This is a genomic window from Streptomyces sp. NBC_00572, assembly GCF_026341815.1.
Lineage (GTDB): Bacteria > Actinomycetota > Actinomycetes > Streptomycetales > Streptomycetaceae > Streptomyces.
In genome coordinates this window covers 140,374-153,447 of record NZ_JAPENX010000002.1, presented here as the reverse complement: position 1 = coordinate 153,447, position 13,074 = coordinate 140,374, and the positions used below count along the sequence as shown (strand labels likewise).

The window sequence follows — 13,074 nt, the reverse complement described above, 5'->3', positions numbered from 1 at the left end:
CGGAGGGTGAAGACCGGCCCGCCGCACACCCTCATCCCCGGCCCCGGGGTTCCGGCGAGGGGAGCCGCCCTCGGGCGTAGCGGCGGCCGAGGGGCTCGGCGCTCAGGCCGTGCAGCACGATGCTGACCATGACGGTGATCACCATCACCCGCGAGATGAAGTCACCGCCACCGGAGGCACGCAGTTCGATCGTGGCGAGCAGCCCGAAGACCACCGAGGCCACTCCTCTGGGCCCCATCCACCCCAGGAACAGCCGGTCGGACAGGGACAGATCCGTACCGACGAGGGCGACCGCCACGGGCACCAGGCGTACCAGGGTGCAGGCGAGGATGGCGTAGAGGACGACGGACAGGTGGAAGCCGTCCCAGAACTCGTCGCTGACCAACTGGCCGAAGAGGAACCACAGGGCGAGGGTCGACAGGGTGACCAGATCGTCCGTCATCCGCACGGTGCCCTCGGGCAGATGCCGCATCGCCGGGGCGACCCAGACGCCGGCGACGAACGAGGCGACGAAGCCGTTGCCGCCCAGGGAGGCCGACAGGGAGTACGCGGCGAGGGGCACGCTCAGTACCGCGAGTCTCGCCGCGGTGGGCAGGGTCCAGCCCTTCGCCCAGGACCGGCGCAGCAGCCATCCGGCCAGGTAGCCGACGAGCGATCCGGCTCCGACGGCCCAGCCCGCCGCTCCGACCGCGTCGAGGAGCGCCTCGGCGTAGTCGGATCCCACCGTGTGGTACTCGGCTGCGCCGGCGACGCAGATCAGGAACACCGGCGAGACGATCCCGTCGCTGAGGCCGCCCTCGACGTTGAGCACCTCCCGGAGGCGCGCCGGGATGCGTTCGTCCCGCACGAGGGCCGCGGCGGGCGCCAGATCGAGGGGGACGACAACCGTCGCCAGGGTCGCGAGCACCCACCCGGGCCGGTCGGGGAAGAAGGCGAGCGCGGTCAGGAAGGCGGCGCCCAGGGCCAGCGGCAACGCGACGCCCAGGAGGCGGGCGACGACGCTCCTCTCTCGTCGGATTCCTCCCGCCGGAACCTCGGTCGCGTCGACGAAGAGCAGCAGGGCGAGGACGACCTCCACGGCGCGTTCGAAGCCGGCCAGGTCGCCGAAGTCGAACACGAGCGGCGGGTCCGAGCCGCTGGTGAGGGCGATGCCCGCCACCATCATGGCGATCGGTGCGGTGATGCTCCACAGCGCGAGCCTGCGCGACAGGACGCACCAGGTGAACAGAACGCCCGCGATGACGGTGACGGCAAGCAAGACATCCGCGCTTTCGGGGAGGCTCGGTCCCGGCGGGTTCGTCCCGGCGTTGCAGCGTAAGGCGCGGGCCGCGCCGTGCCGTGACAGCACGCCGACAGCGTCCCTCCCGGGGAGGTGGCCGCCAGGGAACCGGCGGTGTCCACCAGCGCCCCCGTCATACGGACGGTTCCGTCTCCTGTCCGCGTCCAGGGAGGGCGCCGGTGCCGAACGCGCGGCGGTAGGCGGCGGGCGAGACACCGAAGGCCGTACGCATGTGCGCGCGCAGGGAGTTGCCGGAGCCGAGGTCAGCACGTCTCCGTCGTCGACGAAGAGCACGTCCTCGTCCACCTTGACCTGGGGGTAGGCCCCGCGGAACTCCGGGGCCAGGTTCCAGTGCGTGGTGGCTGGCCGGCCGTCGAGGAGCCCGGCGGCGGCGAGCACGTACGACCCGGTGCAGATGGACACGAGCCGGGTGCTGGGCCGGATGCCGTTGATGGCCGCGGCGACCTCGGGGGGCAGCGGGCCGCCCCGGCCGAGCTCGGGCATGGCGTGAGTGGGCGGGAGGACCACGTTGTCGGCGGCGGCGAGCGCCTCGGGACCGGCCGAGGGCTGCACGGTGAACCCGGCGTCGCTGGTGCAGCCAGGGTGAGGTCCCGGCCAGGCGTCCTGTGAGCGGATGGCGCAACAGGGCCGGCGTGAGGCCATGATCTTGCTGTGCCTGGAGTGATCACAGCGTCGGCCCCGTCCCGGACAGCCCCGTTCACCGGGCTGAGCCCGCGCTGCCTCGACAAGCTGGTGACCCCGCTGCGCTGTGAGGGACCGATGAGGTGCGGCAGGGTCGGCCGTGGGGGCTGCCGCTGGAAGGTCGGGTGCTGCCGGTCACGGCGTACGGATGCACGAACTTGACGCTGCGCCAGCTTGCCTTGCTCCTTGGGGCATCGAAGTCCGCGGCCGACCGCGTCATCAGACACCGCGGCCCCCTACTCGCGCTCCGGCCGCGCAAGCGGTTCCGCACGCAGACGGCCGGACTTCCTGCGGAACTCTCTGGTCCGGACATGCTCCAGGACCCCGACTTCGTCCAGCGGTCCGCCGGGCCAGGGCAGGGTGTCGTCGGCGGCCGGAAGGCGTCTCGCTCGGGCAACCCACCGGAGCGCCTCGGCGTCCCACTCCAGGACGGACGGCTGCCGATCACACGGGAGAGCACACGTGACGAAGAAGGACCGGACGACGGACGCCGCGGGAGGGAAGGACCGCGAGAAGTGGATGGCGCGTTTCCAGGTACGGCTCGCCATGCAGCCGGGCGTGGACCGGGCGGTCGTGCTCCGGGCAGTCAAGGAGGTCACGACGTACTGCGAGGAGACGGGTGAGCACCCGCGGGCCGCCTTCGGCGACCCGGACTCCTACGCCGTGCGGACCGCCGAACGGTTGGTTCCGGAGGACCGGGCGGCGCGCGCGAGGCGGCGCGACGGCGGGGTGGCCGCGCTCGACTCCGTGCTCCAGCGGGCCAGGGACATCACCGGCATGTGACCGGTGAAGAGCGCCGCACGGCGCGGATCGCCCCTTCCACGCTGCGCGCGAAGGTGTGGGCGTCGTCCGCGGCCCGGGGCGGGACGTCCTGGACGAGCCGCGGCTACGCCTCGGTCCGCACGCCGGTCGTGTACTGCGCGACCACAACGCCCTCGGGCGACCTGTCGTCCACCGCCAGCACCCCTGTGCTGCCCTGTTCGTCGGGCATGCCCCTGGTTCGGTGCTCCTCGTCGTCAGCCCGTCCGGTGCTCCGGTCCTTCCCGTCGCCCTGTCTTCCGGTCGCCCTGTCTTCCGGCCTTCTGGTTCCTCCGGCCTCCCCGCCGTCCGGTCCTCCGGTCAGCTCGGGGGCGCGGGGTCGACCGCGAGTGCGGCGGCGACCGTGAAGAGGCGGGCGCAGCGCCGGGTCATCGCCTCCGGTGTCTCCTCGGGATGCTTGACCCACCAGCGGACGAGGGTGCCGACCAGGTCCGTCCAGACGTGGCGGAGCGCGTCGGCGTCCATGGGGTCGGTGGATCCGGCGGCGCGCAGCAGCTCGGTGGTGCCGTCGGCCGCGAGCGCGTCGATGGCCGTCCGGTAGATCGCCGCCGTCCGGGCGGCCTCGCCGTCGGGCGGCAGGGAGCGGTCGTAGAGGACGAACCACGCCTCCCGGCGTCCCTCCAGTGCGACGAAGATGCCGCGGAGCACCCGCAGGGCGGTGTGGGGGGTCGTTCCCTCCTCGCCCATGGCCGTGCGGATCGTGTCGAGCAGGCTGTCTCCGACGGGCGCCAGGCAGGCGACGTACAGGTCTTCCTTGGTGCCGAAGTACTGGTGCAGCAGCGTCTTGGTGACGCCGACGCGTTCCGCGACGGCGGCCAGGGAGGCGGCGGCGTAGCCGCGGCTTCCGAACTCCTCCGTGGCGGCTTCCAGCATCTGCTGCCGACGCAGGTGCCGGGGGACGCCCTTGGTGCCGGCCTTCGAACGAGGGGTTGCCATGCGTGGATATTATCAGTAAGTAATTTACCCCTTGGTAAATTCACTCGCGGCCTCTGGAGCGCCCATGTCCGGCACGACGACGCAGTCGATTCCGCCCGCCCCCCTCCGGTCCTGGTGGGGCTGGGGGTGGGAGAGCGCCCACCCCGACGACGCCGAGTGCGTGGCGATGGGCGCCCTGCTGCCCGGAACCCTGGCCCGCCCGCTCCCCGTACCCCGAATCGCCGATCTGGGCATCGGGGCACCCGCCGTCCAGCCCTCCGCGAGCCTGGCGCCGCTGATCAGCACCGATCCGGGCGACCGCGCCGCCCACGCGATGGGGAAGGCGTACCGGGACATCGCGCGCGCCCTGCGCGGCCGTCCGGGCCGGATCCCCGACCTGGTCGCGTTCCCGACGGAGGAATGGGAGGTGGCCGACCTCCTGGACTGGGCCGGCGAACACCGGGTCGCCGTCGTGCCCTTCGGTGGCGGGTCCTCGGTGGTGGGCGGGGTCGAGTACCGGGGTGACCGCCATCGCGCGGTGCTCTCCCTCGACCTGACCAGGATGGACCGGGTGCTGGAGGTCGACTCCGAGGGCAGGGCCGCCCGCATCCAGGCGGGAACGCTTGGACCGAGCCTGGAGAACCAGCTGCGTCCGCACGGCCTGACGCTCCGGCACTTCCCGCAGAGCTTCGAGTTCTCCACCCTCGGCGGCTGGCTCGCGACCCGGGCCGGCGGCCACTACGCCACCGGCCGCACGCACATCGACGACTTCGTCCAGTCCCTGCGGGTGGTCACCCCGGCCGGCACCGCGGAATCGTGGCGGCTGCCCGCCTCGGGCGCGGGTCCCTCGCCGGACCGGATGTTCCTCGGCTCGGAGGGCTCGCTCGGCATCATCACCGAAGCGTGGGTACGGCTCCAGGCCCGCCCGGTCCACAAGGCGTCCGCCTCGCTCGCCTTCGACGACTTCGGCGCCGCGCTCGGGGCGGTCCGCGCCCTCGCGCAGTCCGACCTCGCCCCCGCCAACTGCCGGCTGCTCGACTCCGGCGAGGCTGCGCTGGCCGGTGCCGCGCGGGACGGCTCGGCCGTCCTCGTCCTGGGCTTCGAGTCCGCCGACGCCCCGGTCGACGCCCGGCTCGCACAGGCCGTCGACCTGGCCCGCTCTCACGGGGGCCGACGCGAGCCGTCCGAGGTCGGTACGGACGGTGCTCCCGCCGACGAGGCGGTGAACGCGTGGCGGTCGGCGTTCCTGCGCATGCCCTACCTTCGGGACGGCCTGGCGCGGATGGGCGCCGTCGCGGAGACCTTCGAGACGGCGGCCACCTGGGATCGTGTCCCCGCCCTCATCGAGGACGTCCGCAGGACGGTCAACGAGGCGGCGCTCAAGATCTCGGGCCACCCGGCCACCGTCAACTGCCGTCTCACACACGTCTATCCGGACGGCGCAGCGCCCTACTTCACCGTGCTCGCCGCGGGCCGCCCGGGGGACGAGGTCGCCTTCTGGGACGAGCTGAAGGCGGTGGTGGGGGAGGTGCTCCACCACCACCGGGCCACCATCACCCACCACCACGCCGTCGGCCGCGACCACCGGCCGGGCTACGACCGCCAGCGGCCGGAGCCGTTCGCCCTCGCCCTGCGTGCCGCCAAGGGCGCCCTCGACCCGCACGGCATCCTCAACCCGGGGGTGCTGGTGGACTGAGGCGGCCTCGCCCCGTCCGGCGCGGCGGTGTGCGGCCCGACCGGTGGACGGCTGGTCCCGGTGCATGCCCCGGCGTGTCGGTCACCGTGTCACCGTGTTCCCGGAGACGACCCGGTCGTCTTCGGCGAACGCTCCTCGGCGGCGACGTGGATGCCGAGGAAGGCCTCGGGAGATCTCCCACACGCTCCTGCGGGCGCCTGGACCCCGGTCGCGTCCGGAGAGGCCGCCGGAGTCGTCACCCGGCCGTCGGGGACCGCCCGGGGTCTCCTTCGGCAGCGGGGAGTGCGATGAGCGGCCGAGAGGCGTCGACCGGCGGGCGGACTCCGCCGGGCGGCCTCCACTGCCGCCACGGCGAGGCACGAGGGGCAGGATGGAGGGACAATGGCTTCGATGATGACCGTGCTGATAGCAGGCCTGCCCGAGGGCGCCGAGTTGGAATCGGTGCGCGCCCGCGTCCACTCCAGCCCGCACTTCCGCATCGTCGCCCACGCCTTCGAGCCCCGGATCGCCCTGGCCCAGGCCCGTGTGCTGCTGCCCGACATCGCGGTGATCACCCGCCATCTGGCCCATCCCGAGGCCGACCTCGCCCGCTACCGTCTCCTACGGGATCTGCGTGCCCTGGATCCGCCCACCGGGATCGTCCTCCGCAGGGACGCCGGGGAGTCGGATCGGCCGCTGGGCCCGGGCGCCGAACCCCTGGACGGAGCGATCCACGAGGTTCGCCGCGGGGAGCTCGACGCCCTCTGGGAGGCCCTGGTCACGATCGGCCGGCGCCGCGCCAGCTGCGACACCGACCCGACGGGGCTCTGACTCCAAGCGGCTCGGCCGGTACCGGCCGAGCCGCGACGAGAGATGCCGGCGGGGTCTCAGTTGCGGGCGTTGAGTTCCGCGACGATCGAGGCCGGCGTGTGGCCGCTCCCGTCGGATGTTCGGTGGAAGTCGACCGAGACGAAGTTCGGGTCGCGGTCGCCGGCCGCCGGGCGGCATTGCTGGTTGATGCGGTCCCGCAGTTTGGCCCCGTTGTCGAGAGCGGCGTTGATGACCGTGGGCACGTTCCGATGGTGGCTCATGGTGAAGAGCCGCCGGAAGCCCGGTTCCTGACGGTTCAGCGGTACGTCGGACCACCGGCTGACACAGGTGAGGTCGTTGCCGAGGTCCCCGAGGCTCCAGAAGTTGCTGACGGTCCAGGCCTTGTCGTACATGACCCCCAGGTGCTCACGGTCAGGCTCGTCGCTGAAGATCAGCAGGCGCTTGCCGGAGCCGACGAGGTCGGTCATCTTCGGCCACCCCTGTTGGCGCACGTTCCACGCATCCGGCCGGAAGAGCAGCTGGTCGAGGCCGGGTACGCGGCCGAGTGAGTTCCCCAGCTGCTGGGCGCTGACGTAGTCCTCCAGGAAGATGGTCACCACCTCCTGGGGATTCGCCGCGAGGAAGTCCACCACGGTCTGCATGCTGCTCTGGAAGGACTGCCGGGGCAGCGCGTACGTGATCCCGGCGAAGGTCTTGCACTCGCCATGGCAGAGGTAGACGTCGCTCGGGTAGCAGTCGCTGCCGAAGCTGATGACGCAGAGCCACGTGCTGCGCTCGTACCAGTGGGTGTCCAGGCTCAGGCCGCGCACGCCGTTTTCGAGCTGGTGGCGTATGGACTCGGACTGGCCCACCGAACTCCAGCGGGAGTCCTCGTAGTTGGTGAACGCGTTGTGGGTTCCGAGGAAGGAGACCTGGTCGAGTCGCCGCTCGCCCCAGCGCGCCTGGGCCTGGGCCACGGCGGAGCCGTTCGCCGTAGCGGCGGCCGCGACGGATCGGGCGGGCGGGGCCGGTGCTGCACTGGCCAGAGCCGGTATCCCGAGAAGGCTCAGAAGGAGTAGGAGGACGAAGGAGAACCGGAGGGGTCTCGTCGAGGACGTGGTCCCGGCCGAGCACGGTCCGGACCGCGGGGCCGCGCCGAGACGGGCACTCCGGGATGGCATGTTCATGGTCGGCATGAGGGGGAGCGTAGCGCGCCGACCGTCAATTCAACCCTGTTTGTGAGGCTATTAGTTGATATGGCGTGATGGCTCTGCTCGTCACCATCGTCGACCGGTGGAGCGGTGTGCCCCTGCCGACTTTCGCGGGGGTGTCCCTCGGCCTCGGCGGCGACCCCGGTGATACTGAACTACCAGTCAGTCACATGCATGGTGTGCCCTTGTACCGACGGGCGCAAGACCCCCGACGCACCCAGTGCCGGGCCGGCGAAGAAGCGTCGTGGCCACGCCGCTGCGCAACCCTCGGAGGTGGGGTCCTGGACGGCATCTTCGACGGAGTGCATGACCGGCTCGTGGTCCATTCATCGGGCTGATTGCCCCGGCTGTTGCTCAGCGTCGTGTCCAGACGAGGAGGGCGGCGAGGCGGAGTGCGACCCCGTAGGCGATGGGGGCGTTCTCCCAGCCGTCGGCGGTTCCGGTGGATCGTGGACCGTGCGAGGGAGCGCTGAGGGCGTGCTTGACCTCCTTGGCGTCAGCCACTAACTTGCGGTCAACGATCACCCATGGCGACCGAGAGGAGGCGACCGGCGGATGTACACCTGCTCCGATCTGAGTCGCCTCGCCCACACCACGGTCTGGGTTCCGGGTCGTATCGCGCACGGCTGCTAGTACGCCCGGCGCGCCGTTCTGCTGTGCCCCTCCGCGGCACATTCCTCTTCCCACACCGCCCCGGCCCCGGCACATCGCTGTCGCGCGCCGCTTCGCGCACGCTTCCGTGGCGTGGCGCCCCCTGAGCACAGAAAGTTGCCGGAACATTGGCGAACATGATGAATCGACCGATCTCACGCCGAATCGAAGGCCCGTCGTGGTAGCCGCGCGGATCACCGTCAACGGGAAGGAAACACCCCTCGCTCCCGCCGCGTCCCACACCACGGTGCTGGACTTCCTGCGTGAACGGGGCCTCACCGGCACCAAGGAAGGCTGTGCCGAGGGTGAGTGCGGCGCCTGTTCCGTGCTGGTGGCCCGGCCCGGGGTGCACAAGCCCACCGACTGGGTGGCGGTCAACGCCTGCCTGGTCCCGGCCGCGGCGCTCGACGGTCAGGAGCTCATCACCTCTGAGGGCCTCGCCACGGCGGGACGGCCCGGTGCGGCGCCCACTCTGCACCCGGTGCAGGAGGAGATGGCCGTCCGCGGTGGCTCCCAATGCGGCTACTGCACACCGGGGTTCGTCTGCAGCATGGCCGCCGAGTACTACCGTCCCGACCGCCGGGTGAACGCGGGGCCGGCCCAGGGCGTGACGGACGGTGCCAACCGCACCAGCACCGTCGCCACCGTCCGCGGCCACGGCCACGGCCACCGCGACAGCACCGGCCACGAGCACGAGCACGACCACGAGCACGGTCCGAACGGCTTCGACCTGCACGCGCTGAGCGGGAACCTGTGCCGCTGCACCGGCTACCGCCCCATCCGCGACGCCGCTTTCGCCGTCGGTACGCCCATCGCCGAGGACCCTCTCGCCCAGCGCCGAGAGCAGTCCCCGCCCGCGCCGGTCGCCACCGACTACGTACAGGACGACAGCGCGTTCCTGCGCAGGAACACCCTGGCCGAAACACTGCGGTTGCTGCGCGAGCGCCCCGAAGCGGTGGTGGTCGCCGGCTCCACCGACTGGGGCGTGGAGGTCAACATCCGTTCACGTCGGGCCGGTTGTGTGGTGGCAGTCGACCGTCTGCCCGAACTGCGCGAGCTGCGGGTCGAGTCCGACTCCATCGAGATCGGGGCGGCGCTGACGCTCACCGAGATCGAGCGCCGCCTCGACGGTGGTGTCCCGCTCCTCGCCGATCTGTTCCCGCAGTTCGCGTCCCGGCTCATCCGTAACGGTGCGACCCTCGGTGGCAACCTGGGTACCGGCTCCCCGATCGGTGACAGCCCGCCGGTACTGCTCGCGCTGGAGGCATCGCTCGTACTCACCGACGCCGACGGCGAGCGCGAGGTCCCCCTCGCGGACTACTTCACCGGCTACCGGCAGAGCGTGCGCCGTCCCGACGAACTGATCCGAACGGTACGGGTCCCGCTCCCGCTGTCGCCGGTCACCGCCTTCCACAAGATCGCCAAGCGTCGCTTCGACGACATCTCCAGCGTCGCGGCCGCCTTCGCGCTCGACATCGAGGACGGGATCGTACGTAAGGCACGCATCGGCCTGGGAGGCGTGGCCGCCACCCCGATCCGCGCCCTCGCGACCGAGTCGGCCCTGGAGGGCAAGCCATGGACGGCGGAGACCGTCGAGGCCGCGGCCGAGGTGCTGCGGGTCGAGGGAACCCCCATGGACGATCACCGTGCCAGCGCCGACTACCGCTCCGCGATGCTCGGCCAGAGCCTGCTGAAGACGTACGTGCAGACCACCGAGGCGGTGTCGTCATGAGTCAACTGTCCCAGCGTCCGGAGAAGCCGGTCGTCGGCGTCCCGATGCCGCACGAGAGCGCCGCGCTGCACGTCACCGGCGCCGCGCTCTACACCGACGACCTGGTCCACCGGACCAAGGACGTCCTGCACGCCTACCCGGTCCAGGTCATGAAGGCCCACGGCAGGATCACCGTGCTGCGCACCGAGCCCGCGCTCACCGTGCCCGGCGTGGTCCGCGTCCTGACCGCTGCCGACGTGCCCGGTGTCAACGACGCCGGGATGAAGCACGACGAACCGCTGTTCCCCGACACGGTCATGTTCCACGGCCATGCCGTCGCCTGGGTGCTCGCCGAGACCCTGGAGGCGGCCCGGCTCGGTGCGGCGGCCGTCGAGGTGGAACTGGACGAACAGCCGTCACTGGTCACGCTGCGGGAGGCCATCGAGGCCGGCAGTTTTCACGGCGCCCGTCCCGTGATGCTGACCGGCGACGTCGACGCGGGCTTCGCCGACTCCGCGCACGTGTTCACGGGAGAGCTCCAGTTCTCCGATCAGGAGCACTTCTACCTGGAGACGCACGCGGCGCTGGCCCACATCGACGAGGCCGAGCAGGTGTTCGTGCAGAGCAGCACGCAGCACCCCTCCGAGACCCAGGAGATCGTCGCCCACGTGCTCGGGCTGCGCAGCCACGAGGTGACGGTGCAGTGCCTCCGGATGGGCGGCGGCTTCGGCGGCAAGGAGATGCAGCCGCACGGGTTCGCGGCCGTCGCCGCGCTCGGTGCCACGCTGACCGGACGGCCGGTCCGGGTGCGGCTCAACCGGACCCAGGACCTGACCATGTCCGGCAAGCGGCACGGGTTCCACGCCCAGTGGAAGATCGGCTTCGACGCGGACGGCCGCATCCGGGCCCTGGACGCCACTCTGACCGCGGACGGCGGCTGGAGTCTGGACCTGTCCGAGCCGGTGGTCGCCCGGGCGCTGTGCCACATCGACAACACCTACTGGATTCCGAACGCGCGCATCGCCGGTCGCATCGCCAGGACCAACAAGGTCTCCAACACGGCCTTCCGCGGCTTCGGGGGACCGCAGGGCATGCTGGTGATCGAGGACATCATGGGCCGGTGCGCACCGCTGCTCGGCCTGGATCCGATGGAGCTGCGGGAGCGCAACTTCTACCAGCGGGGGCAGTCGACCCCGTACGGTCAGCAGGTCGTCCAGCCCGAACGGATCTCCGCGGTCTGGCAGCAGGTCCGGGACGACGCAGGCATCGCCGACCGCAAGCGCGAGATCACCGCCTTCAACGCCACGCACCCGCACACCAAGCGGGCGCTCGCGATGACCGGCATCAAGTTCGGGATCTCCTTCAACCTCACCGCCTTCAACCAGGGCGGCGCGCTGGTGCTGATCTACAAGGACGGCTCGGTCCTGATCAACCACGGCGGCACCGAGATGGGACAGGGCCTCCACACCAAAATGCTCCAGGTGGCGGCGACCACGCTGGGCATCCCGCTCCACAAGGTGCGGCTGGCCCCGACGCGTACCGACAAGGTGCCCAACACCTCGGCCACGGCCGCGAGCGCGGGCACGGACCTCAACGGCGCCGCGGTGAAGAACGCCTGCGAGCAGCTGCGCGAGCGGCTGCTGCAGGTGGCCGCCACCCGCCTGGGGTCGAACGCCTCGGACGTACGCATCGTCGAGGGCGTCGCCCGCGCCCTCGGCAGCGACCAGGAGCTGGTCTGGGACGACCTCGTGCGCACCGCGTACTTCCAGCGAGTGCAGCTGTCGGCGGCCGGTTTCTACCGCACCGAGGGTCTGCACTGGGACGCGAAGGCGTTCCAGGGCTCGCCGTTCAAGTACTTCTCCCACGGCGCCGCCGCGGCCGAGGTCGAGGTGGACGGCTTCACCGGTGCGTACCGCATCCGGCGGGTGGACATCGTGCACGACGTCGGCGACAGCCTGTCCCCGATGATCGACATCGGTCAGGTCGAGGGCGGCTTCGTGCAGGGCGCGGGCTGGCTGACGCTTGAGGACATGCGCTGGGACGCCAGTGACGGGCCGAACCGCGGCCGGTTGCTGACGCAGGCCGCGAGCACGTACAAGCTGCCCAGCTTCTCGGAGATGCCCGAGGAGTTCCACGTCACGCTGCTGCAGAACGCCACCGAAGAGGGCGCCGTGTACGGGTCCAAGGCGGTGGGGGAGCCCCCGCTCATGCTGGCGTTCTCGGTACGAGAGGCGCTGCGGCAGGCCGCCGCCGCGTTCGGTCCGAGTGGGGTCGGCGTCGAGTTGGCGTCGCCCGCGACGCCCGAGGCGGTGTACTGGGCGATCCAAGCGGCCCACCGGAGCGACGCCTCCCGGAACGGTGACGCCCCGCACGACCTCACCCGCAACGGGCCTGCCGCCGACGGCACGACCCGCACCGAGGCAGAAGCGCTGAGCGGTGCCTGACATGACATGGGTCGCCGCGGTCACCCGGCTGCGAGCACGCCGGGAGCCCGGCGTACTGGTGACCGTCGCGACCGTGCGCGGCCACGCACCCCGCGACGCCGGTGCGAAGCTCGTGGTGGGGCGGACCGAGACATGGGGCTCGATCGGTGGCGGCAATGTCGAGGCGGTCGCGATCGACCGGGCCCGGGAGATGATCGTCTCGGCCGAACCCGATCCGGAACTGCTCGACTTCGCCCTGAACGACAAGGTGACCAACCGGCACGGCGTGCAATGCTGCGGCGGCACGGTGTCCGTGCTGCTCGAACCACTCCCGGTGGTACGAGCCGTGGCCATCTTCGGAGTCGGGCACGTCGGAATGGAACTGGCGCGCATCCTCGCGCGCCAGGACCTCGACCTCCATCTGATCGACACCCGCTCCGCCATCCTCACCGAGCAGCGGCTCGACGTGCTGGCGGACGCGGTGGCCCAGATCCACGTGCACCACACACCGCTGCTGCCCGAGGAAGTGCTCGAGGAGTTGCCGTACGGCACCCACGTCCTGATCATGACTCATGATCACGCCGAGGACGCGGCTCTGTGCGACGCTGCCTTGCGCACCACCCATCTCGGCTCGATCGGGCTGATCGGGTCGGCGGCCAAATGGGGACGCTTCCGCAGACGCCTCGTCACCGAGGGCGGCCACGCCGAGTCCACCATCGACCGGATCAAGACCCCGATCGGGCTGGGCGACATCACCGGCAAGGAACCCGCGACGATCGCCGTGAGTGTCGCCGCCGATCTGCTGCGCGCCTTCGAGACCGAGGGGAGTTGACACGCCCACGCCACGACGACGTGGCGTGGGCGGCTCCATGACGACG

The 13,074-nt window shown here is 71.3% G+C and carries 10 protein-coding genes and 2 pseudogenes; 7 read left to right on the top strand and 5 right to left on the bottom strand.

Annotated elements, in window-relative coordinates:
- Window positions 1-31: 31 nt before the first annotated feature.
- Window positions 32-1,348, bottom strand: a complete 1,317-nt coding sequence (locus tag OG514_RS32975) for a sodium:proton antiporter (protein WP_266902251.1) — start codon at window positions 1,346-1,348, stop codon at window positions 32-34.
- A gap of 186 nt (window positions 1,349-1,534) precedes the next feature.
- Window positions 1,535-1,837, bottom strand: a pseudogene (locus OG514_RS32970) (DJ-1/PfpI family protein); the annotation flags it as partial.
- 114 nt (window positions 1,838-1,951) lie between these two features.
- Between OG514_RS32970 and OG514_RS32965 the strand changes: the two are divergent.
- Together OG514_RS32965 and OG514_RS32960 are read left to right on the top strand one after the other, a co-directional pair.
- Window positions 1,952-2,247: pseudogene (locus OG514_RS32965) on the top strand (IS5/IS1182 family transposase); the annotation flags it as partial.
- 196 nt (window positions 2,248-2,443) lie between these two features.
- Entirely contained in the window at window positions 2,444-2,764 is a 321-nt protein-coding gene (locus OG514_RS32960) for a hypothetical protein (RefSeq protein ID WP_266901139.1), read from the top strand.
- A gap of 336 nt (window positions 2,765-3,100) precedes the next feature.
- Here the strand turns inward: OG514_RS32960 and OG514_RS32955 are convergent, their stop codons facing one another.
- Complete coding sequence (locus tag OG514_RS32955) at window positions 3,101-3,736, bottom strand: TetR/AcrR family transcriptional regulator (RefSeq protein ID WP_266901138.1); 636 nt, start codon at window positions 3,734-3,736, stop codon at window positions 3,101-3,103.
- 64 nt (window positions 3,737-3,800) lie between these two features.
- On the opposite strand from OG514_RS32955, the gene OG514_RS32950 reads away from it, so the two are divergent.
- Both OG514_RS32950 and OG514_RS32945 read left to right on the top strand, forming a co-directional pair.
- Complete coding sequence (locus OG514_RS32950; RefSeq protein WP_266901137.1) at window positions 3,801-5,411, top strand: FAD-binding oxidoreductase; 1,611 nt, start codon at window positions 3,801-3,803, stop codon at window positions 5,409-5,411.
- A 390-nt stretch (window positions 5,412-5,801) separates the two neighbouring features.
- Window positions 5,802-6,221 carry a hypothetical protein gene (locus tag OG514_RS32945; protein WP_266901136.1) on the top strand — a complete coding sequence of 140 codons (420 nt, stop codon included), beginning with the start codon at window positions 5,802-5,804 and terminating at the stop codon, window positions 6,219-6,221.
- A gap of 56 nt (window positions 6,222-6,277) precedes the next feature.
- Here OG514_RS32945 and OG514_RS32940 read toward each other — a convergent pair whose 3' ends face one another.
- A complete protein-coding gene (locus tag OG514_RS32940; protein WP_266901135.1) occupies window positions 6,278-7,177 on the bottom strand; it encodes a PI-PLC domain-containing protein in 900 nt (299 codons plus the stop codon).
- Window positions 7,178-7,765: 588 nt separating this feature from the next.
- The gene (locus OG514_RS32935) at window positions 7,766-7,915 is read right to left on the bottom strand and encodes a hypothetical protein (RefSeq protein WP_266901134.1); all 150 of its coding nucleotides are present in this window, start codon (window positions 7,913-7,915) and stop codon (window positions 7,766-7,768) included.
- A gap of 325 nt (window positions 7,916-8,240) precedes the next feature.
- Between OG514_RS32935 and OG514_RS32930 the strand changes: the two genes are divergently transcribed.
- Genes OG514_RS32930 through xdhC form a run of 3 tightly spaced genes read left to right on the top strand, consistent with a single transcriptional unit; the run spans window position 8,241 to window position 13,028 of the window.
- A complete protein-coding gene (locus OG514_RS32930; RefSeq protein WP_266901133.1) occupies window positions 8,241-9,794 on the top strand; it encodes a xanthine dehydrogenase small subunit in 1,554 nt (517 codons plus the stop codon).
- Window positions 9,791-12,217 carry a xanthine dehydrogenase molybdopterin binding subunit gene (xdhB, locus tag OG514_RS32925; protein WP_266901132.1) on the top strand — a complete coding sequence of 809 codons (2,427 nt, stop codon included), beginning with the start codon at window positions 9,791-9,793 and terminating at the stop codon, window positions 12,215-12,217. Before OG514_RS32930 ends, xdhB begins: the two co-directional genes overlap by 4 nt.
- Before the next feature lies 1 nt (window position 12,218).
- Entirely contained in the window at window positions 12,219-13,028 is an 810-nt protein-coding gene (gene xdhC / locus OG514_RS32920; protein ID WP_266901131.1) for a xanthine dehydrogenase accessory protein XdhC, read from the top strand.
- Window positions 13,029-13,074 lie beyond the last annotated feature (46 nt).

What these genes read in the sequence shown, in the direction of transcription:
- OG514_RS32950 (WP_266901137.1), top strand. Translation starts at nt 3,801, where the DNA reads ATGTCCGGCACGACGACGCAGTCGATTCCGCCCGCCCCCCTCCGGTCC.
- xdhB (WP_266901132.1), top strand. Translation starts at nt 9,791, where the DNA reads ATGAGTCAACTGTCCCAGCGTCCGGAGAAGCCGGTCGTCGGCGTCCCG.
- OG514_RS32945 (WP_266901136.1), top strand. Translation starts at nt 5,802, where the DNA reads ATGATGACCGTGCTGATAGCAGGCCTGCCCGAGGGCGCCGAGTTGGAA.
- OG514_RS32955 (WP_266901138.1), bottom strand. Translation starts at nt 3,736, where the DNA reads ATGGCAACCCCTCGTTCGAAGGCCGGCACCAAGGGCGTCCCCCGGCAC.
- xdhC (WP_266901131.1), top strand. Translation starts at nt 12,219, where the DNA reads ATGACATGGGTCGCCGCGGTCACCCGGCTGCGAGCACGCCGGGAGCCC.